This window comes from Pandoraea captiosa, assembly GCF_902459775.1.
Taxonomy (GTDB): Bacteria; Pseudomonadota; Gammaproteobacteria; order Burkholderiales; family Burkholderiaceae; genus Pandoraea; species Pandoraea captiosa.
Genome location: NZ_CABPSQ010000014.1, coordinates 119,849 through 137,159, shown reverse-complemented (window position 1 = coordinate 137,159; position 17,311 = coordinate 119,849). Strand labels below are relative to the sequence as shown.

Below are 17,311 nucleotides of genomic sequence, written 5' to 3'. Positions count from 1 at the left end.
GGACACTTCCGACGCGGCCTGTCAGCCGTTGATCGGCGTCACGCTGTGTGCTTCCGAGCGTCCTCGCATTTGCAGTGAAGCGGACGCTACACATGGATACGCGGCGCATATGCGGTGTGCCTTGGTGCGGTTTCAGCCGATCCAAACGTCTGCGTGGCGCTCGTTCGCCGGATCTGGTACGACCCGGAGCCGATGTTTGCGTCACCTGAAAGGTCTGTCGAAATATATGACGGACTCAGCCCGTGGCTGTGGCTCCGCAACGTATCCGCCTTGTAAGAACCAAGCGTAGTCGCATTTGCAGTGAAAGTACCTTTAGGAGAAGCACAATGGAATACAAAACCGTGTACCAAACTGATGAACACGGACGCTTTCTGTATCCGACGACGGCCAACGAACTGTACCTGTCGCCTGGTGAATACAACGTCCCTTACGGCGCGGTCGAAATTGAGCCGCCAGTCGCGGTGACCGGTAAGGTGCCGAAGTGGACCGAAGGCGTATGGAAGTTGGTAGAAGACAATCGTGGCAAGACCCTCTATGTCGCACACAGCGGCGATCAGTACTCGCTTGGCTCCGTAATAGAAATCGACGGTGAAAGCGTCACCTATCATGGCGATGGCCCGATTCCGGCGTGGCTAACGGAAACGCCCGCGGTGGTCACGACGCCGCCGTCTTCTGACGAATAAATTCACACGTCCGTCGAGTCGCGTTCGGATCGAATCCGCGCAGCCTGCTTACGTCCAAGCGGGCTGCGCGCAATCTTTCTCGCAAGCTCGCGGCCGTCCGGATGGTAGTAACGCAACAGCATGCGGGTGCTTTTGTGTCCGCTTATCTTCGCCAGCTCGTGCAACTGGAAGATCGGTGCCAGCACCGACGTCGCTTCGTGCCGTAGGTCATGCAGGCGAAGATCCGTGAAGAAGGCCGGGTTCGGGCGACGTCCGAGAGAGCGGCATAGATCCTCATAATTCTCACGTGCGCGCGTCCGTGCACGAATGAAAGCTCGCGTCGCGGCACCCGGAGTCACAGAGAATATCGGCCCTCGTTGCGGTTTTCCAGCAAGGTGCTGACGGAGGGTCTCGCGTGCCCACGGTGTCAGCGGCACATCTCGAGATGTGCCGTTCTTTGTATCCGGCAAGTGCACAACGCCATGCAACAAGTCCACATGCTCTCGCCGCATGCGACAAATCTCCGCTCTACGCATCGCCGTTTCAGCGGCCAGGGTCACGATGACCGGTAGCTCGCGCGACGAGGTCGCGCGGATGATCCACTCAAGCTCGCTGCGCGGGCAATCCTCAGCCGACACCCCCCGCATGCGAATCTGCCCCATGACGCGCCTGTCGCGCGCGTCGTCCACCATCGGGCGACGGACGAGCTGAACGGGGTTCGCCAGTTCGGTCCATCCCCAGTCCTTCCGCGCGACGGTGAAAACGTGGGAGAGGAACGCGAGCCGGCGCACGACCGTCGCCGCTGCCTTTTCGGTCGCCCACTCGTCGCGAAGTGCAATGACGTCCGTGTTTCTAATCCGATCGATCGGTCGCCCTGCGATTCGAGTGGATAACCATGTCTTCGCAATCGATTGCTCTGCGGTCTGGCTCTTCTTGAGGGGAGAGACTTCGATTAGATACCGGCCAATGGCAGCGGCAAGAGTGGGGGGCGTGGTCCGCCGAAGGCGACCAGGTTTCATTGCAGGTTTAGACACAGGTAGCGACGTGGTGACGACGTGTCGCGTACTGGAGTGGTGCCGGAGCGATACGATCAGGGGGCGGCAGCTATACAGGTGTTGTGCGAACTGACACGACAACACTCGCCGCGTGCGTCTTGCGCGTGCGTGAGGGATGCTGCGAGCAGACTCCAACACCCGATGGTGCATGCGTCTGTAGATGCTCTCGGAGTATTGACCAGGCGACGACGTGCTGGGTGTTGGAAAAGACGCGGCGACGTGTCGGGTGCGCTAACACCCCACACGCCCCGCCCTCGCAGAACAATCCTGCAAGTTTGGCAAGGCCACGCCACCTGTCGACAGGCCGCGCAACCTTACCACAATTGTGCAAGGCTATTCCATGCAGGAAATTCGCTGCGGTTCGTGCAACCGTAAGCTCGGGGAAGGCGAGTATGTTCGCCTCTCCATCAAATGTGTCCGTTGCGGCACGCTTAATTTTCTGAGGGCCGAGAGCCCCATACCAGCGCGCCACAGAGCGTCGGATATGAGGACACTCTCACATGAGCAACAAGGCCCCCCATCACCTCGCTGATTTTCAAAATCGCGTCTTCCGAGAGGACGCGTTGAACGTCATGCGGCGTTTGCCCGACCAGAGCATCGACCTGGTGTTCACCGATCCACCTTACTCATCCGGCGGGCTGCATAGCGGTTCGCGTGCACGCCCGCCTGGCGAGAAGTACATCAACAGCTCGAACGGCCTCTACCCGGACTTCTCTCACGACAACAAGGACCAGCGTTCGTGGACGTTCTGGTGCATGACCTGGCTGGCCGAGGCGTATCGCGTCACGCGCGCCGGCGGCTACCTCGTTTGCTTTGTCGATTGGCGGCAATTGCCCAGTCTGACCGATGCGGTGCAGGGGGCAGGATTCATCTGGCATGGGGTTGCCGTGTGGGACAAAACACCAGGCTGCGCACGGCCGCGCCGTGGCGGCTTCGCAGCTCAAGCGGAGTACATGGTGTGGGCTTCGCGCGGGAGCTTGCCGAAGGACTCAGGCACGTTTTTGCCTGGTGTGTTTACCGAGCGCCTGCCGCGTCCGAAGCAACATATGACGCAGAAGCCTGAAGAGCTGGCACGCCAGGTCGTCCGGCTCGTTCCTCCCGGCTCCACGGTGCTTGATCCGTTCGCAGGCAGCGGAACGTTCTTGCGTGCTGCACAGGATGCCGGCCACGCGTTCATCGGGTGCGAGTTGGAACCCGCCTATCACGACATCGCATGTGAGCGATTGAAGGCAGCGTAGCGCGAGTTTGGGCATTCATTGTTGTGCCGTCGTTCAGCACAACACCGCGCTCGTGCTTCTCGCGCGAGCGCGAGTGATCCTACTGGCAGGCTTTCCAACACCTCCGGAGGATCTGAATGCCAACCGATTATCACCACGGCGTACGCGTGCTCGAACTCAACGACGGCACGCGTCCCATCCGTACCATCGAAACTGCCGTCATCGGCATGGTCTGCACGTCGCAAGACGCCGACGCGGCAGAGTACCCGCTCAACACGCCCGTTCTGAAGACCAACGTGCAGGCCGCTCTCGCCAAGGCGGGCACGAAGGGCACGCTCGCGCCGGCGCTCGACGCCATTGCCGACCAGACCAACTGCGCGACCGTTATCGTGCGCGTGGCCGAAGGTTCCACCGACGCCGAGACCACGTCGGCCATCATCGGCGGCACCGCTGCCGACGGCAAATACACCGGCATGAAGGCGCTGCTCTCGGCAAAGAACAAGGTCGGTGTGCAGCCGCGTATTCTCGGCGTACCCGGTTTCGACAGCCTCGCCGTGTCGTCCGAGCTGACCGGCCTTGCGCAAAAGCTCCGTGCGTTCCAATACGCGTCGGCGTGGGAGTGTGCGACGAAGGAAGAAGTCGTCACCTACCGCGAGAACTTCGGCGCACGCGAGACGATGCTGATCTGGCCGGACTTCGTGAGCTGGGACACCACGAAGAACGCCGAAGCGTCGGCCTACGCCGTCGCGCGTGCCCTCGGCATGCGCGCGAAGATCGATAACGAAACGGGCTGGCACAAGACGCTTTCCAACGTGCCGGTCAACGGTGTTACCGGCCTCTCGAAGGACGTCTTCTGGGACTTGCAAGACCCGTCCACCGACGCCGGCTTCCTGAACAGCCACGACGTCACAACGCTGATCAATCACACGGGCTTCCGCTTCTGGGGTTCGCGCACCTGCTCGGCAGATCCGCTCTTCGCCTTCGAGAACTACACCCCGCACCGCGCAGATCCTCGCCGACACGATGGCCGAAGCACATTTCTGGGCGGTCGACGGCCCGCTTAACCCGTCGCTGGCGCGCGACATTATCGAGGGCATCAACGCGAAACTGCGGTCGATGGTCAGGGCGGGCTATCTGATCGGTGGTGCCGCCTGGTACGACGAGACGGCCAATACCAAGGAAACACTCAAGAGCGGCCAGCTGTTCATCGACTACGACTACACGCCGGTCCCGCCGCTGGAGAACCTCCAGCTCCGTCAGCGCTTCACCGATCGATACCTGGTTGACTTCGCGGCCAAGGTCGCGCAAGCCGCCTAATCGACGTCACTCGAGGAAACGAACATGGCATTGCCGAAAATTCTCAAGAACTTCAACGTCTTCCACAACGGTGAGAACTGGATGGGTAAGTGTGCGGAGTTCACGATTCCGAAGCTGGCCCGGAAGATGGAGGCGATTCGCACGGGCGGCATGAATGGCGAGGTCGAAGTCGATCTCGGCATGGAAAAGATGGAGTCGACGCAAACCTACCCTGGACCGATGCGCCAGGTGTACGAGCAATGGGGCATCTCCAAGATCGACGGCGTGATGCTGCGCTTCGCCGGCTACATCGAAGACGACGATAGCGAAGGCTCCGGCGACTCCATCGAGGTCGTGCTGCGCGGCCGCTACAAGGAAATCGACCCGGGTTCGTCAAAGGCCGGCGACAAGAGCGACTTCAAGCCGACCATGTCGGTGACGTATTTCAAGTACTCCGTGAACGGCACGACCATTGTCGAAATCGACCTGGTCAACTTCATCGAGGTCGTGAACGGCGTCGACCGACTCGCAGAACAGCGCAAGGCCATCGGCCTGTAATCCCTGCGGCCGGCTCATCACCGGCCCCTTCTACGCTTCAAATCCCAGGAGCTTCCATCATGAAAGAAATCATCACCCTCGACGCCCCCATCCAGCGCGGCGACAACAAGGTCGAGCAGGTCGAAGTGCGTAAGCCTGGTGCAGGCGAGCTGCGCGGCGTGAATCTTGTCGATCTCGCACATATGGACGTTTTGGCGCTCATGAAGGTGCTGCCCCGCATTACGACGCCGACGCTGTCGGAACAGGAGGTCGCTCGCATGGACATTGCGGACCTGATGCAGATCGGGATGGCGGTGACCGGTTTTTTGGCTCCGAAATCGGTGAAGGCGGACGCATACCTGCAGACGTCGACGACGCCTTCGCCGACGTTGCAGTGATATTCGGCTTCCAGCCTTCCGCAATGGACGACTGGAGCCTCGCCGATCTCATCAAATGGCGCGAGCGCGCCCGAGTACGTAGCGGAGCAACCGACGAATGAGCGACGCAGGGCGAAAGCTGCAGCTCGAAGTGCTGTGGAAGACAGTCGACCAGATGACCGCCAACACGCGGAAGATCCTCGGCACCAACAAGGAGATGGCACGCGGTCTCAAGGAAACACGCGACCGCCTCAAGGAACTCGAGAAGACGCAGAAGACGGTCGGCGAGTTCCGCGAACTCCACAAGGGTTTGCGCGGCACCAGCACGGCCCTGCGCGCGGCCGAAGAGCGCGTGCAGCAGCTCGCACGCGGCATCAAGGAAACGGAGACACCCACGCGCGCCATGACGCGCGAGTTCAATGTGGCCGTGCGGGCCGCGCGCGATCTGAACAATCAGCACCAGCAGCAGAGTCAGAAGCTCCAAGCGTTGCGAGATCGCTTGTCCGCCGCCAAAGTCAGCACGCGCGACCTGGGCACGCACGAGCGCCAGCTTCGCGGCGATATCGCAGCAACCAATGCAGCGATGGCCACGCAGCGCGACCGACTGGTGCAGTTGCAACGTCAACAGGAGCGAATGAGCGTCGCGCGCGAACGACGGGACAAGTTGCGCTCCACGGCCGGCGCGATGGCCGGCGCTGGCATCGGTGCCACCGCCGCCGGCGCAGTGGTCGGCATGCCCGTGAAGAGCGGTCTGCACGAATCGAAGCACATGGCCACGGAGATTCAGCGCGTGCGTGCGCTCGGCCTAAGTGATAAGGAGACGAAGGAAGCTATCGACTTCGCCCGCCAGATGAAGACCTTCGGCACCAGCCGCACCGAGAACACGGAGCTGATGCGCGACGCGTTGACGGTGTTTGCTGACGCGCACCACGCCGAGATGGTGACGCCGCTGCTAGCGAAAATGAAATTCGCCAACAAGGCGCTGTACGGCGACGAGAAGGGCGAAGAGAACGACAAGAAGTTCATGGATATGCTCAAGGTCATCGAAATGCGCGGTGGCCTAACGAGCGAAGCCGAGTTCAACAAGCAAGCCAACATGGTGCAGAAGGTGCTGACGGCGACCGGCGGTCGCGTCGGCCCCGAGGAATGGCTCAACCTCATCAAGACCGGTGGTTTGGCCGCGAAGGGCATCAACTCGGACGCGTTTTACTACCAGCTCGAGCCGCTGGTGCAGGAAATGAGCGGCAATCGCGTAGGCACGGCACTGATGAGCGCGTACTCGGGCCTGTATCAAGGGCGCACTACCAAGCGCGCCGCGCAGAATCTCGACGCGTTGGGTCTCATTGGCGACCGTAGCAAGGTGTCCAACGACAAGGCCGGGCAGATCGCACACATCAATCCCGGAGCGCTCAAAGGCTCCGAGCTGTTTCGCGAGAACCAGTTCGAATGGATGGAGCAGGTGCTGCTGCCGGCGCTCGCCGCGAAAGGCATCACGGAGAAGCAGGCGGTGCTTGACGCCATCGGCGGCATCTTCTCGAACCGCACGGCATCGAACCTGTTCGGCCAGATGTACCTCCAGCGCGACCAGATTCGCAAGAATGAGAAGCTCAATCGAGGCGCGGCCGATATTGGCACGCTCGACAAACTCGCGAAGGATAGCCCGACCGGCAAGGAGCTGGACCTGCAGGCGAAGGTTCACGATTTGTGGCTTGAGATGGGCGAGCGTGTCCTGCCGATGTACGTGGCCGGCGTCGAGGGACTCTCGGGCGTCGTCAAGGGATTGACGGGCTTTATGGAGCACCACACCGTTGTCGCCAAAGTGGTCATGTTGGCGATTGCCGGCATCGCTGGCGCTCTGCTGCTGATCGGTCCGGCTATGCTCGCTCTCGCGGCGGTGCTTGGCCCTCTCGCTGTCCTGCGATTCATGATGCAGGCCGCAGGCATTCAGGGCGGCGTGCTGTCGACCGTCATGCGATTGCTAGGTGGGGCGATTAGATTCGTTGGCAGCTCGCTGCTGTGGATGGGGCGCATGTTGCTGACGACACCGATTGGCCTCGCACTAACCGCCATCGCCGTCGCTGCCTATCTGATCTATCGGAACTGGGACCAGGTGAAGACGTTCTTCCTCGGCATCTGGAACGAAATCAAGTCCGCGTTCAGCGGGGGCATTGCTGGCGTCACCGCACTGATTCTCGACTGGTCGCCGCTTGGCATTTTCTACCGAGCATTCGCCGGCGTCATGAGTTGGTTCGGCGTGGAGCTACCGAGCAAATTCAGTGAGTTCGGCACCAACATCGTGAACGGCCTGGCCAACGGCATCACCTCGGCGGCGTCATACGTCAAAGACGCCGTTGTAGGGCTGGGCGAGCGGACGGTTTCCTGGTTCAAGGAGAAGCTCGGCATTCACTCTCCGAGCCGCGTATTCGCTGAGCTGGGCGGTTTCACGATGGCTGGGCTTGAGCAAGGCATCACCGGCAATCAGGACGGCCCGCTGTCTGCTGTGCAGCAGCTCGCCCGCCAGATCGCCGGCGCTGGTGCCGGCCTGGCGATCGCTGCCGGCTCGCCTGCGCTGGCAAGCACAGCGTTCGACATGCGCCCGCCCATCTCCTCGCCGCTTCAGAGTGCCGCGCCGGTCGCCGGCAACCACTATGAGATTCACATTCACGCAGCGCCGGGCATGAACGAGTCGCAGCTCGCGCAGTTGGTCGAGCGCAAGATCATCGAGCTACAGCGCAAGGACGCCGCCCGCGCCCGCTCTCGCTTCGGCGATAAGGATTGAGGAACGCATCATGATGATGGCTTACGGGCTTTTCGTATTCACGCTGAGTACGGTCCCATACCAGGAACTGTCGCGCCAGCTCAACTGGCGTTTTGCCGCGAATCCCCGCATCGGCTTGCGCCCCGACCGTCAATTCCTAGGCCCGGACGAGGAGCCGATCACGCTACGCGGCACGCTGCTGCCTGAGCTGACCGGTGGGCGAATGTCGCTCAAGATGCTGGAGACTCTCGGCTCTCAGGGCAAGGCGTGGCCGCTGCTCGAGGGGACCGGCAACATCTACGGCATTTACACGCTCGAGAGTCTGGAGACCACCAGCACGCTGTTTTTCGACAATGGTGCCCCTCGCCGCATCGACTTCACCGCGACGTTCAAGCGCACAGACAACTACGACCTGCGTCTCCTGGGACTCGCGACAGGCCTGCTGGGCGGAATGGCGGGGGATCTTCTCGGGAGTGTTGGCGGCCTCGTTAGCGGGGCCTTGGGGAGCGTTGGTGGGCTGGTTAGCGGAGCCGTTGGCGATGCTGTGGGTGGAGTAGTTAGCGGCGTTGCGGGTGGGGTTGTGGGTAGTCTTGCGGGCAATATCGCTAGCGACCTTGCCCGTGACGTCGTCAGCGGTGCCGTCGGCAAAGTGGTGGGGAAGGTACTGTGATTGAAGCACTGGGAAGCATCGCCGGTCTGGCGAGTAGCGCAGTCGGTATGGTCGGTGGCGTCACGGGCATTGCGGGCAAGCTGCTCGGTGCGCAGGACGACATGGTGCCCGTGCCCATCTATCGCATCACCAAAGACGGCAAGGACATAACGGGCGCATTCACCGGCAGGCTTATCAGCTTGTCTCTGGAGGAATACCGAGGGTTCGAAGCGGACCAGCTCGATATCGAACTGGACGACGCCGACGGCACGCTCGAGCTGCCGTCGCGCGGCGCGAAACTCGCGGTGGCGTTCGGGTGGAAGCACGAGGGCCTGATCGACAAAGGGAAGTTCACTGTCGATGAGATCACCCACACCGGGCCGCCTGATCGCATCGTCATCCGCGCACGCAGCGCCGATCTGCGCTCTGGTCTGACGAAGAAGCGGGAATCGTCGTATCACAACGTCTCGCTGCTCGACCTGGTCAACCTGATTGCCCAGCGTCACAACCTGGGCGCGATGATCGCCTCGGCGCTGGCAAATCAGTTGTTGTCGCACATCGACCAGACCGGCGAATCGGACGCGAGCTTCCTCACGCGCGTGGCAAAGATGTTCGACGCCATAGCTACCGTTAAAGCAGACAAACTGCTCTTCACGAAACTGGGCCAGTCGTTGACGGCATCAGGTAAGCCGCTCTCGCGCCTGACCATCACCCGCCAGCTCGGGGACCAGCATCACTTCTCCGTTGCAGACCGTGAGTCGTTCGATTCCGTGGTCGCGTATTACCAGGACACCCGGGCAGCGAAGAAGGGCCAGGTCGTAGTCACGTCAGTAGCCGAAACGAGTACGTCGACGTCGACCGGTAACGCAAACGGCTCGGCCAAAAAGCGAAAGAACGCGAAGCCGGAAGCGTCGGTGGTCGAACCCACCGGCAATACGAAGGAGCTGCGGCACACCTACGCCAGCAAGACCAACGCGCTGCGCGCCGCGCGTGCCGAGTGGCAACGCATACAGCGTGGCGTAGCGACATTCTCAATGACGCTTGCACGCGGCAACGCTGAGCTGTTCCCCGAGGTGCCGGTGTCCGTGCGCGGGTTCAAGCCGCAGATCGATAACACCGATTGGCTTCTCGCCAAGACCCGGCACACACTCGACTCAAACGGCGGATTCACGACGCAGATTGAGCTGGAGATCAAGGCAACGGAAGTGCCGGATGAAAAAGAGTAAGCGCATCGCCTACTTCGTGATGGCAGTAAACGCGGCGCCGACAGCCGAGCTTATGACTTCCTTCGTAAGCGCACTCAACACAGACTTGGCACCTTTCTTTGCTGCGTCGCGCATCTGCTCACCGTACGACTTGTCGCCCTGCAACGAAGCCGGGAAAGCATTCAGCGCCACAAGGCCCTTCGCGGTCAGCACGCATTGCGAGAAGTAATGTTGCCCTCTGTCCTTGATCGCAATAAAGCCGGACATTTCGAGCCACGACACCGTGTCCATGAAGAACTCCGCGTCGGGCATCAGTCCCGCGCCCGTGAATTCGTCGGGGTCCAACACGGCCGCTTTTCCGCCCTCGATGAAGTCACCTGGCAATAGTGCGCACGGCTTCGGAAACTTGTTGTATAGCGCGGCCAGCACTTGGCCCGCACATTCGTCAAACCTTTCAATATTGGAGTTATCCATGCCGCAAAATCCCCTTGAAAAAAATGAGTCCGAGCAGCTCGAAGTCGTGCTGAGCGGCATCGACAATCAGATCCGGCACTACATGGATAGCGTGCGTGCCCGCAATTTTTGGCTCAAGGTGTTGAGCGAGATGCCCGCCGAGACGGTTGCGCAGGCACTCTCGATTGCGCTCTCTGGCGGCCAGTATCAGGCGGTGCCGCGCTGCAATTGCTGCTGCAAGCGCGCGTAGCGTTACCGCTTCGTGACCGGCGTGCCAACGGTCTCCCAATGCGCGCCGTTTCCCTTCGCGTCAGGCAGGCACTCTCGTGTCTTGCTCCCTGCTATCGGCAGCACACTGCCTACGGAATAGACGCCATCGGCGAAGTGGCACACCTGTTTTCCGATGCGCGCCTTCGCTTCAATGCTCCCCGTGTAAAAGGCACCTGCAACGGCCGCAGAGACCGCGAATAGCGCGGTAATAGCGGTTCCCGCCCAAACGCGCGCGGCGCGTGCTTGTTTCTCCACCAATGCGAGTTCACCTGTCAGCCCGACACAGCCCTGGCAGGGCGCTGGGTGGAAGTGAATTGCGGGCACATGTGAAGTCGTTGCGGCGCTAGGCTCTTCTTCGGCAGCGGAATCCGAATCACTCTCCCCCTTCTCGAGGTCGCTGAGAAACGCCATCGCGTTGAGAAATTCCGCCCTAGGCAATTCGCGGATGCGCTCGATACCAAACCGCGTGAAGACTATCCGGTATATGTCCAGCAGCTCAATACCGCCCGCTTCGGCTATCGGTTTCGCCTTGGCGCGAATGGCTTGCCGCTGGAGGTCCGTGATCGTCGGCGGCTTCTCCGGAGGAGCCATGCCGTTAATCGTGATGACGTTGCTTTGAGATGGGCCGTGTGTGGTGTTGACTATGCTGCCGCCGGCCACCTGACCGACGTCACTGTGGAAGTTTTGCTCGTTCATCCCCGAAATCCTTGCCCCACGCACTCTGGCGTGCTTGCGGGGCCAAACCTGGTAAAGAACTACTTTTTCTTCTTGGTGCCGCCGAACGTGAATGTTTGAGGTGCCGTCACGTCACCCGTGATCTGCTGGCCGATGTTCACGCCGCCGTGGAAATTCTGTCGGACGGTCGCCGGAGCTGCGCCACCGATAAGCGCGCCGAGAGCCGCTGCCCTCACTGCATCAGTCGCCTCACGAAAACGTCGCACCAGGTCTGCTTCGTCGGCAGACAGCGCTGATGGACTGACTTCGCCAGTCAGCACAAACAGCACGTCGACGCCGATATCGCGCGCGGCGACCAGCGTGCCGGCTTTGGGCTGGCTCTTTCCCGCTTCGTAGTCACAGTAAGTACGAAACGCAACGCCTAAGCGCTTCGCCATCTCGGTTTGCGTGAGACGCAAACGCTCCCGCTCGGCGGCAAGCCTGTCGTTAATTTGCATTTTTCTGCAAATCCATGTTGACATATTGCAGATTTCTGCAAATAATGTGTTTGTGCAAGGTTAATTCTCCCAAGTATATCGCCATGACCTCTGAAAAGAAGCCGCTGCGCCGCGCTCCTCGCGGCGTTATGTCGGACAAGCCGCTTTACACCCGTCTCACCTCGAGCGAGCGCGCCGAGGTTCTGAGCGTCTCCGACGCAGAGCGCTGCTCTGCCTCGAGCGTCGTGCGTCGCCTCGTGTTGCTCGGCCTCTCCGTCTACAAGGCGCAGGCCGCTGCCCGTTCCTGATCTGCTCCGAATGGAGGCCACCGTGTATCTCGATCCGAAAAGTGTCCGCGACAACCGGATGACGCTGCGGCTCAACGACGCTGAGCTGGCCGTCATCACATCGATGGCGCAGTACCTCGGCGAACAGCCGGCCACGCTCGCCCGCCAGTTGCTGCTGCGCCAAGCGTCCGAAGCGTTTGGCCTGGCGAGCAATGTATCGCGCGACGCCGCGTAATCGAAGTCGACGAAGAGCCGCTCATCAGATGCCGGAACTTGAAATTGCCGTCAGCGACAGCGAGCTGGAATTGATCGAGGGAATCCGCGCGGCGCTCAATCTACCGAGCGTGGAAGAAGCTGCCACGTGGCTTTTGAAAGCACGTATGCGTGAACAGATGGAGCGCGTCTCTGGCCGACGCCGCGCCATGTACGAAGTGAAGACGCAAGGAAGCGCGCAATGAAACTGATTTGCCCACACTGCGCGCGACGTTTGAAGATTCGCACCAGCCGCACCATGTCTCCGCAGACGAGACAGTTGTATTTCCAGTGCGAGAACGTTGAATGCGCCTTCACCTGCATGGCGCTGCTCTCGATCGTTCACACGCTCGCACCGAGCCAGTCGCCAGATCCAGCCGTATTTATCCCGGCGGGTAAGGCAAAGCTGGAGCAAGACGACGACCGGCAGCTGGATCTGCTGGACAGCACCGCGTAACACGCAAAACCGAATCACCCCGAGTTGCCCCTCGCATCGTGCCCCCTACGGCGCGAGGGGATTTTTTTGCCCAAATTTTCTTGAACGGAAGGCGACAACGATGAATGCAGATGCTTTCTCGCCCGACGAGCTGCGTCGCGCACAACGAGCGATGGGGCTGGAAGAAACGCCGGTCGAAGCGCTCTCCCCGTTCATGCGAACCACTTTGGCAATCGTCGCCCGCTGCGCCTTAAACCGGCCGGCCGCGCCGCTGCCGCAACCCCGCGAGTTCACCGGGCCCGACGCAAAGCGTCTCGCCGCCGGCGACCGCGAATAACCACAGCTGGAGTAATCATGCGCCACCGCAATATCCGTAGTGACCTGATTCACCGCTCTGCCCTTGGTGGCTACACCATCGATGGCCCGTACGTTCGTCGGCGCGGCATTCGTCACGTGATAGCACGCGTCGTCGCCTGGCTTGGGGGTGCCCGATGAACATTCGCACCTTCGGCTTGCCCGCCTCATTCCCCGAGTTCCTCGTCCCCGCCGCTGCGGTGCACTTCATGCTTCAGCATCGCGGCCGCACGCTCGAGGAAGCCATCGATGCAGGCCACGCCCTCGGCTACCGGCCCACGGTGTGCCCGCTGCCTCAAATGGACGGTGGCTGGACGTACGGCTTCGGCCTCACCGTGGAACGCCTGGTCGTTCCATTCGTTGTCGAGCTGTCGGAATTTCCGGCAGGTCACGCTTGATCGGGAGACGAAGATGCCAACCAGCAAGCACCGCAAACAACGCCGCGCGTACGTTCCGACCGAGCGGCGCATTCCGGTCATTCTTCGCCACAACGGCGCGGCCGAATGTCAGCTCATGCTCGTGCCACACGAGGAACTAGAGAAGCTCCGCACGGGGATCGCGACGGAGGAGTCGTGGCACACGCTCGCCTTCCGCATCAATGTTGGCCAGGCACTCGCGGTCGCCTACTTCACCCCTGACGTTCGGGAAGCGCTCTCCGACGCTGCAATCGCCGTTTCCGAGGTCGGAAAGCGATTCATCGCAGACAAGCGCTTGGGTGTCACTGGCGACCAATTCCGCGCCATCGCACGCGGACTGACGCTAACGGACGATCTGCAAAAGATCACCACGCGTCGCGAGCAGCTTGCGGCGCATGAGTTCGCGTTGGCGACGGCACGACAAGTTCCCGCTGGAGAGGTGTTCACATGTACCCCATGAACTCCGAATGCGTCCGCGACGTAACGCCATCTCGTCCATCTGCTCGCGGACCGTTCGTATGAAAGGTCTCGCGCAGCTGGCTGGAATTTGGTGTGCATCTCCGGACTTCCATCGCTGGCTTTCGGATTTGGGCGGGCAACCCTGCACTGAGGCGGACGCCATCGAGTTCGTTTATCTGGCATGCGAGATCAACTCGCGCTCCGAGTTGGATACGAACCAGCGAGCCGCTGCCCTTTTCGTTGCGAAAGTCCGCCGACCGTTCCGCGAATGGCTTGGCGGACGAACGCCGGCAGCTCCACCCAAACAACAGAAAAAGTAATCCCGCCGGCGCAAGCCGGCTTCTCTTATACCGAATAGAACAATGGCATCCATCGAGCAACTGAAACTACGCATCAATCTTCACGAGCTTGCTGAGCGCCTCGGACTCAAACGTGCGCCAGGCGGCGAAAAGGCGCTCTATCACTCACCGAAGCACGAAGACAAAAGCCCGTCGCTTTCGATCCTCCAAGATCATCCGAAGCACGGCACTTGCTGGAAAGATCACAGCTCTGGCGAAGGCGGCTCGTGCGTGGATCTCGTCATCTACGTTCGCGGCGGTACCGTCGGCGAAGCAATGCGCTGGCTGCATGAAGCTTTCGGCATCTCCTTCGACAAGCCGGAGGCGAAGGAGCAAGAGCGCAAATCGACGCTGGATTACATTGCCGATCGCTGCATGGCCGACAGCGGCCGCGCCCGTGAGTATCTGAAGGGGCGTGAAATCGGCGATGCGGCGCTTGATGCGGCCATCGCAACGCGCTCGCTCGGATTCAATGACTGGACCAGCCAAAAGCTCACGGCCGGCGACGTCGGCTACGGCGGGTCTGCTGCTGCCTTCATCGTCCGCACTCAGGACACCGGCCAGATTGTCGCCGTCGACATGCGCTACCTGGACCCGGCCGCAAACGGTGGCGTCAAGACCCAGACACAGGGAGCCAAGGACGGCTACGGCTGGACAGCAGACTGGCGCAAACTGAAGCGTGCCCATCGCGTGATCGTGGTGGAAAGCTCGGTCAATGCGTTGTCGGTCGATACCTGCGGCATCCCTGGCACCGCATCGTTCGCCGTTCGGGGCATCGGCAACGTACAGCACATCGACTTTTCGTTTCTCCAGGACAAGCAGGTAGTCATCTGCTTCGACAACGACGAACCTATCGAAGACGGTAAGCCACGTGCGGGACATCGCCCCGGCCCCGAGGCAGCGTGGGCACTGCACGAACGTCTGACGGCCATGAACATCAGCGCGATGCTCGTTGACCAGGCGCACTGGTCTGCCGACCTCGCCGACGGCTCCACGGAGCAAAAGCCGATCAACGACGTGAACGATTACCTGCGCCTTCGCGGCGCGAAGAAGCTTGCCTCGGCGCTCGACGTCCATGAGCACTGGCTTATCCCAGGTCTCGCTGGCGATGCATCCGTGAAAGGCAAGAAGCGCGTCTTCCTTCCCGCGCACGACTTTGCGCAGTATTGGAAATTCCGAGTGCGTCCGGACTTCACGAGCTATGTCTCGAAGATGAACAAGGAAGAAGGGGCAGAAGCTGAGACGCCTGTCATCGTTGACCTCGCCGGCTTTCGCGTCGCTTCCTTGAGCCGCGTATCGGTCGCCAGCGCGACGTCGACCATGACCGGAGACCCCGACCAGTCCCCAACCGTCTATTTCGCCGTGTCAGTCCAAACGCCGCGTCACGGTGCGAAGCTCATCCGCAAAGTGATGCTCGATGACCAGCTCCACAACGTCGACCAGTGGGGCAAGTTCGGGCCGATCTGGTCGCCGGCGCCGTTCAAGCGCATGGTGAACATTCTCGAGCGCACCGCGCACCTCGGCGCACGTCATGCGGCCAACTTCGTCGGCCTCGCCTGGCGCGATGGCCAGCTCATCGTCAACGAAGGGCCGGACTGCTATTTCACCGAGGCTGACAAGCAGTGCCCCTACCACAATCTGACCTTCCCTTCGGGGCCATGGACCGATGCACGAAAAGTCGTCAACGCGTACCAGGACACGTTCAAGCAGAACGCTGCGTCAATCCCCTTGGTGTGGTCGCTCGGCGGGCACCTGAAAGCTCTCCTGGGCTTCTGGCCGCACATGACCGTGCAGGCGGACAAGGGGGCGGGTAAATCAACGCTCATCAAACGCCTCGAACGCTCACTCGCCTTCACGATGTTTTCAGGCCAGAGCCTGCAAACCGAATTCCGATTGCTCACCAGCATCAGCCACACCAGCCACCCAGTCGGATGGGAAGAACTGTCGGCACGTCGACAAGACGTCATCGACAAAGCCGTCGGCCTGCTGCAAGAGAACTACCAATACACGGTGACGCGACGCGGCACTGACATGACCGAATATCTGTTGTCGGCACCGGTCATGCTCGCCGGTGAAGACGTGCCCGTGCGTAGTCTGCTCGGCAAGTTGGTGCGCACCACGCTGACCGGCAAGAAGGGGCCGATGATGCCCGACGATTTGCCGCGTTTTCCGCTTCGCCAGTGGCTCGAATTTCTGGCCGGCCTTAATCGCCTAGAGGTGCTGGCCAAGTATCGCGATATGCGCGATTTCTGCCTGAACCGCAGCCGCGCGAGCGGCAACGACGACGGTGCCATGCGCATGGCCGGCAACTATGCGGCCGTGCTGCTCGCATGGGGCTACTTGTGCGAGTTTGCGGGTATGGACCGCGACGAGGGCGGCTTTCCAAAAGACCTTCTCGCAGAGATGAACACGCACATCGCGGAGACCAGCGCCGACCGGGAGCCCTGGGTGTGGATCATGGAGACCGCGCTCTCCGAGATCGACGCCAGCAATTTCAAGCACCCCTACGCCTTCGACGACGTCGACGGCGAACCGTGCCTACTCGTGCGCACGAGCCACATCATGGACCACATCGCGCACTCATCAGCGCTGCGCGAGAAATGGAACGGCCTGCCGGTCAAGAGTGACCGCGTGTTCAAGAAACAGATCCAGTCTGCCGGCGTCATCGTCGGTGAGAAAGAACACGAGCGGACGATTCACAACCGCCGCGTCAATTACCTGTCGGCCATCTCGCTCGACCGCATCAAGAATTTCGGCCTGGCCGTGGCCGTTCGCAAGGATTGATCCGAAATGCCAATCACCTCGCTCACCATGCGCCGCGTCGCCGATGTCGCGCGCAAGCGCCTCATGCTTCGCCAAGTCCTCTTCGCCGCAATCCGCTGCGGCGACAGCGTCCTGGCCAACTGCGCCCTGTGCCAACTCGACGGCCTCGCGGGGGCATGGTAATGCCCCGCATCGCTTCATTTACGGCCGGCACGGCCGCTCTAATCGATCCATCTCCAGCCTTCGGGCCAACGGCCCGCCAGTTGCCTGCACCGCCCTACGCAACGCTCGCCGTCGCGATTCTTGCCGGCCGCGCGCAGCTGTCTACGGGTAATGCGGCCGGCGCGTGCACGTCGTCCCTCGCCAACTCCCCCGT

Annotated in this window: 23 protein-coding genes and 1 pseudogene; 20 read left to right on the top strand and 4 right to left on the bottom strand. The window is 61.3% G+C overall.

What is annotated here, in order from left to right:
• Nucleotides 1-326 precede the first annotated feature (326 nt).
• Nucleotides 327-683 (top strand): phage tail protein, encoded by a 357-nt coding sequence (locus PCA31118_RS24090; protein WP_150627485.1) that lies wholly within the window; start codon nucleotides 327-329, stop codon nucleotides 681-683.
• A gap of 2 nt (nucleotides 684-685) precedes the next feature.
• On the opposite strand, the gene PCA31118_RS24085 is transcribed toward PCA31118_RS24090, so the two are convergent.
• Nucleotides 686-1,681, bottom strand: coding sequence for a tyrosine-type recombinase/integrase (locus tag PCA31118_RS24085; RefSeq protein ID WP_150627484.1), 996 nt, complete (start codon nucleotides 1,679-1,681; stop codon nucleotides 686-688).
• 376 nt (nucleotides 1,682-2,057) lie between these two features.
• On the opposite strand from PCA31118_RS24085, the gene PCA31118_RS24080 reads away from it, so the two are divergent.
• From PCA31118_RS24080 to PCA31118_RS24040, 9 genes and pseudogenes are all read left to right on the top strand, one after another.
• Nucleotides 2,058-2,249, top strand: a complete 192-nt coding sequence (locus PCA31118_RS24080; protein ID WP_150627483.1) for a Com family DNA-binding transcriptional regulator — start codon at nucleotides 2,058-2,060, stop codon at nucleotides 2,247-2,249.
• Complete coding sequence (locus tag PCA31118_RS24075; protein ID WP_246190414.1) at nucleotides 2,218-2,955, top strand: DNA-methyltransferase; 738 nt, start codon at nucleotides 2,218-2,220, stop codon at nucleotides 2,953-2,955. The genes PCA31118_RS24080 and PCA31118_RS24075 overlap by 32 nt, the downstream gene beginning before the upstream one ends.
• Before the next feature lie 116 nt (nucleotides 2,956-3,071).
• Nucleotides 3,072-4,251, top strand: a pseudogene (locus tag PCA31118_RS24070) (phage tail sheath protein).
• Between the two features lie 24 nt (nucleotides 4,252-4,275).
• Nucleotides 4,276-4,788 carry a phage major tail tube protein gene (locus PCA31118_RS24065; RefSeq protein ID WP_150627482.1) on the top strand — a complete coding sequence of 171 codons (513 nt, stop codon included), beginning with the start codon at nucleotides 4,276-4,278 and terminating at the stop codon, nucleotides 4,786-4,788.
• 59 nt (nucleotides 4,789-4,847) lie between these two features.
• The gene (locus tag PCA31118_RS24060) at nucleotides 4,848-5,165 is read left to right on the top strand and encodes a phage tail assembly protein (RefSeq protein WP_150627481.1); all 318 of its coding nucleotides are present in this window, start codon (nucleotides 4,848-4,850) and stop codon (nucleotides 5,163-5,165) included.
• A gap of 23 nt (nucleotides 5,166-5,188) precedes the next feature.
• Complete coding sequence (locus PCA31118_RS27715; protein WP_425495400.1) at nucleotides 5,189-5,266, top strand: GpE family phage tail protein; 78 nt, start codon at nucleotides 5,189-5,191, stop codon at nucleotides 5,264-5,266.
• Nucleotides 5,263-7,923 carry a phage tail tape measure protein gene (locus tag PCA31118_RS24050; protein WP_150627480.1) on the top strand — a complete coding sequence of 887 codons (2,661 nt, stop codon included), beginning with the start codon at nucleotides 5,263-5,265 and terminating at the stop codon, nucleotides 7,921-7,923. Before PCA31118_RS27715 ends, PCA31118_RS24050 begins: the two co-directional genes overlap by 4 nt.
• A 10-nt stretch (nucleotides 7,924-7,933) precedes the next feature.
• Nucleotides 7,934-8,572: a phage tail protein gene (locus PCA31118_RS24045; protein ID WP_150627479.1), complete on the top strand. Its 639-nt coding sequence runs from the start codon at nucleotides 7,934-7,936 to the stop codon at nucleotides 8,570-8,572.
• Between the two features lie 101 nt (nucleotides 8,573-8,673).
• Nucleotides 8,674-9,777 carry a phage late control D family protein gene (locus tag PCA31118_RS24040; RefSeq protein WP_246190416.1) on the top strand — a complete coding sequence of 368 codons (1,104 nt, stop codon included), beginning with the start codon at nucleotides 8,674-8,676 and terminating at the stop codon, nucleotides 9,775-9,777.
• Nucleotides 9,778-9,786: 9 nt separating this feature from the next.
• On the opposite strand, the gene PCA31118_RS24035 is transcribed toward PCA31118_RS24040, so the two are convergent.
• On the bottom strand, nucleotides 9,787-10,230 hold the full coding sequence (locus PCA31118_RS24035; RefSeq protein WP_150627478.1) for a hypothetical protein: 444 nt from the start codon (nucleotides 10,228-10,230) through the stop codon (nucleotides 9,787-9,789).
• On the opposite strand from PCA31118_RS24035, the gene PCA31118_RS24030 reads away from it, so the two are divergent.
• A complete protein-coding gene (locus PCA31118_RS24030; protein ID WP_174990587.1) occupies nucleotides 10,229-10,459 on the top strand; it encodes a hypothetical protein in 231 nt (76 codons plus the stop codon). The genes PCA31118_RS24035 and PCA31118_RS24030 overlap by 2 nt on opposite strands.
• A gap of 2 nt (nucleotides 10,460-10,461) precedes the next feature.
• On the opposite strand, the gene PCA31118_RS24025 is transcribed toward PCA31118_RS24030, so the two are convergent.
• Both PCA31118_RS24025 and PCA31118_RS24020 read right to left on the bottom strand, forming a co-directional pair.
• Entirely contained in the window at nucleotides 10,462-11,175 is a 714-nt protein-coding gene (locus PCA31118_RS24025; RefSeq protein ID WP_150627477.1) for a hypothetical protein, read from the bottom strand.
• Nucleotides 11,176-11,234: 59 nt separating this feature from the next.
• Nucleotides 11,235-11,651, bottom strand: a complete 417-nt coding sequence (locus PCA31118_RS24020) for a helix-turn-helix domain-containing protein (RefSeq protein ID WP_150627476.1) — start codon at nucleotides 11,649-11,651, stop codon at nucleotides 11,235-11,237.
• 83 nt (nucleotides 11,652-11,734) lie between these two features.
• On the opposite strand from PCA31118_RS24020, the gene PCA31118_RS24015 reads away from it, so the two are divergent.
• The 9 genes from PCA31118_RS24015 to PCA31118_RS27135 all read left to right on the top strand — a co-directional run bounded on the left by PCA31118_RS24015 (nucleotide 11,735) and on the right by PCA31118_RS27135 (nucleotide 17,118).
• Nucleotides 11,735-11,938, top strand: coding sequence for a hypothetical protein (locus PCA31118_RS24015; RefSeq protein ID WP_150627475.1), 204 nt, complete (start codon nucleotides 11,735-11,737; stop codon nucleotides 11,936-11,938).
• Between the two features lie 22 nt (nucleotides 11,939-11,960).
• The gene (locus tag PCA31118_RS24010) at nucleotides 11,961-12,152 is read left to right on the top strand and encodes a hypothetical protein (protein ID WP_150627474.1); all 192 of its coding nucleotides are present in this window, start codon (nucleotides 11,961-11,963) and stop codon (nucleotides 12,150-12,152) included.
• Nucleotides 12,153-12,180: 28 nt separating this feature from the next.
• A complete protein-coding gene (locus PCA31118_RS24005) occupies nucleotides 12,181-12,375 on the top strand; it encodes a hypothetical protein (protein WP_150627473.1) in 195 nt (64 codons plus the stop codon).
• Entirely contained in the window at nucleotides 12,372-12,626 is a 255-nt protein-coding gene (locus PCA31118_RS24000; protein WP_150627472.1) for an Ogr/Delta-like zinc finger protein, read from the top strand. The genes PCA31118_RS24005 and PCA31118_RS24000 overlap by 4 nt, the downstream gene beginning before the upstream one ends.
• Before the next feature lie 100 nt (nucleotides 12,627-12,726).
• Nucleotides 12,727-12,942 carry a hypothetical protein gene (locus PCA31118_RS23995; protein WP_150627471.1) on the top strand — a complete coding sequence of 72 codons (216 nt, stop codon included), beginning with the start codon at nucleotides 12,727-12,729 and terminating at the stop codon, nucleotides 12,940-12,942.
• A gap of 154 nt (nucleotides 12,943-13,096) precedes the next feature.
• Entirely contained in the window at nucleotides 13,097-13,357 is a 261-nt protein-coding gene (locus PCA31118_RS23990; RefSeq protein ID WP_150627470.1) for a hypothetical protein, read from the top strand.
• A gap of 13 nt (nucleotides 13,358-13,370) precedes the next feature.
• Nucleotides 13,371-13,835, top strand: coding sequence for a hypothetical protein (locus PCA31118_RS23985; RefSeq protein ID WP_150627469.1), 465 nt, complete (start codon nucleotides 13,371-13,373; stop codon nucleotides 13,833-13,835).
• Between the two features lie 361 nt (nucleotides 13,836-14,196).
• Nucleotides 14,197-16,956, top strand: coding sequence for a toprim domain-containing protein (locus PCA31118_RS23980; protein ID WP_150627468.1), 2,760 nt, complete (start codon nucleotides 14,197-14,199; stop codon nucleotides 16,954-16,956).
• 6 nt (nucleotides 16,957-16,962) lie between these two features.
• Nucleotides 16,963-17,118, top strand: coding sequence for a hypothetical protein (locus PCA31118_RS27135; protein WP_174990586.1), 156 nt, complete (start codon nucleotides 16,963-16,965; stop codon nucleotides 17,116-17,118).
• Nucleotides 17,119-17,311: the final 193 nt, after the last annotated feature.

Bases quoted from the DNA above. Each gene is read 5' to 3' on its own strand.
- PCA31118_RS24090 (WP_150627485.1), top strand. From the start codon at position 327: ATGGAATACAAAACCGTGTACCAAACTGATGAACACGGACGCTTTCTG.
- PCA31118_RS24085 (WP_150627484.1), bottom strand. From the start codon at position 1,681: ATGAAACCTGGTCGCCTTCGGCGGACCACGCCCCCCACTCTTGCCGCT.
- PCA31118_RS24080 (WP_150627483.1), top strand. From the start codon at position 2,058: ATGCAGGAAATTCGCTGCGGTTCGTGCAACCGTAAGCTCGGGGAAGGC.
- PCA31118_RS24075 (WP_246190414.1), top strand. From the start codon at position 2,218: ATGAGCAACAAGGCCCCCCATCACCTCGCTGATTTTCAAAATCGCGTC.
- PCA31118_RS24065 (WP_150627482.1), top strand. From the start codon at position 4,276: ATGGCATTGCCGAAAATTCTCAAGAACTTCAACGTCTTCCACAACGGT.
- PCA31118_RS24060 (WP_150627481.1), top strand. From the start codon at position 4,848: ATGAAAGAAATCATCACCCTCGACGCCCCCATCCAGCGCGGCGACAAC.
- PCA31118_RS27715 (WP_425495400.1), top strand. From the start codon at position 5,189: ATGGACGACTGGAGCCTCGCCGATCTCATCAAATGGCGCGAGCGCGCC.
- PCA31118_RS24050 (WP_150627480.1), top strand. From the start codon at position 5,263: ATGAGCGACGCAGGGCGAAAGCTGCAGCTCGAAGTGCTGTGGAAGACA.
- PCA31118_RS24045 (WP_150627479.1), top strand. From the start codon at position 7,934: ATGATGATGGCTTACGGGCTTTTCGTATTCACGCTGAGTACGGTCCCA.
- PCA31118_RS24040 (WP_246190416.1), top strand. From the start codon at position 8,674: ATGGTGCCCGTGCCCATCTATCGCATCACCAAAGACGGCAAGGACATA.
- PCA31118_RS24030 (WP_174990587.1), top strand. From the start codon at position 10,229: ATGCCGCAAAATCCCCTTGAAAAAAATGAGTCCGAGCAGCTCGAAGTC.
- PCA31118_RS24035 (WP_150627478.1), bottom strand. From the start codon at position 10,230: ATGGATAACTCCAATATTGAAAGGTTTGACGAATGTGCGGGCCAAGTG.
- PCA31118_RS24025 (WP_150627477.1), bottom strand. From the start codon at position 11,175: ATGAACGAGCAAAACTTCCACAGTGACGTCGGTCAGGTGGCCGGCGGC.
- PCA31118_RS24020 (WP_150627476.1), bottom strand. From the start codon at position 11,651: ATGCAAATTAACGACAGGCTTGCCGCCGAGCGGGAGCGTTTGCGTCTC.
- PCA31118_RS24015 (WP_150627475.1), top strand. From the start codon at position 11,735: ATGACCTCTGAAAAGAAGCCGCTGCGCCGCGCTCCTCGCGGCGTTATG.
- PCA31118_RS24005 (WP_150627473.1), top strand. From the start codon at position 12,181: ATGCCGGAACTTGAAATTGCCGTCAGCGACAGCGAGCTGGAATTGATC.
- PCA31118_RS24000 (WP_150627472.1), top strand. From the start codon at position 12,372: ATGAAACTGATTTGCCCACACTGCGCGCGACGTTTGAAGATTCGCACC.
- PCA31118_RS23995 (WP_150627471.1), top strand. From the start codon at position 12,727: ATGAATGCAGATGCTTTCTCGCCCGACGAGCTGCGTCGCGCACAACGA.
- PCA31118_RS23990 (WP_150627470.1), top strand. From the start codon at position 13,097: ATGAACATTCGCACCTTCGGCTTGCCCGCCTCATTCCCCGAGTTCCTC.
- PCA31118_RS23985 (WP_150627469.1), top strand. From the start codon at position 13,371: ATGCCAACCAGCAAGCACCGCAAACAACGCCGCGCGTACGTTCCGACC.
- PCA31118_RS23980 (WP_150627468.1), top strand. From the start codon at position 14,197: ATGGCATCCATCGAGCAACTGAAACTACGCATCAATCTTCACGAGCTT.
- PCA31118_RS27135 (WP_174990586.1), top strand. From the start codon at position 16,963: ATGCCAATCACCTCGCTCACCATGCGCCGCGTCGCCGATGTCGCGCGC.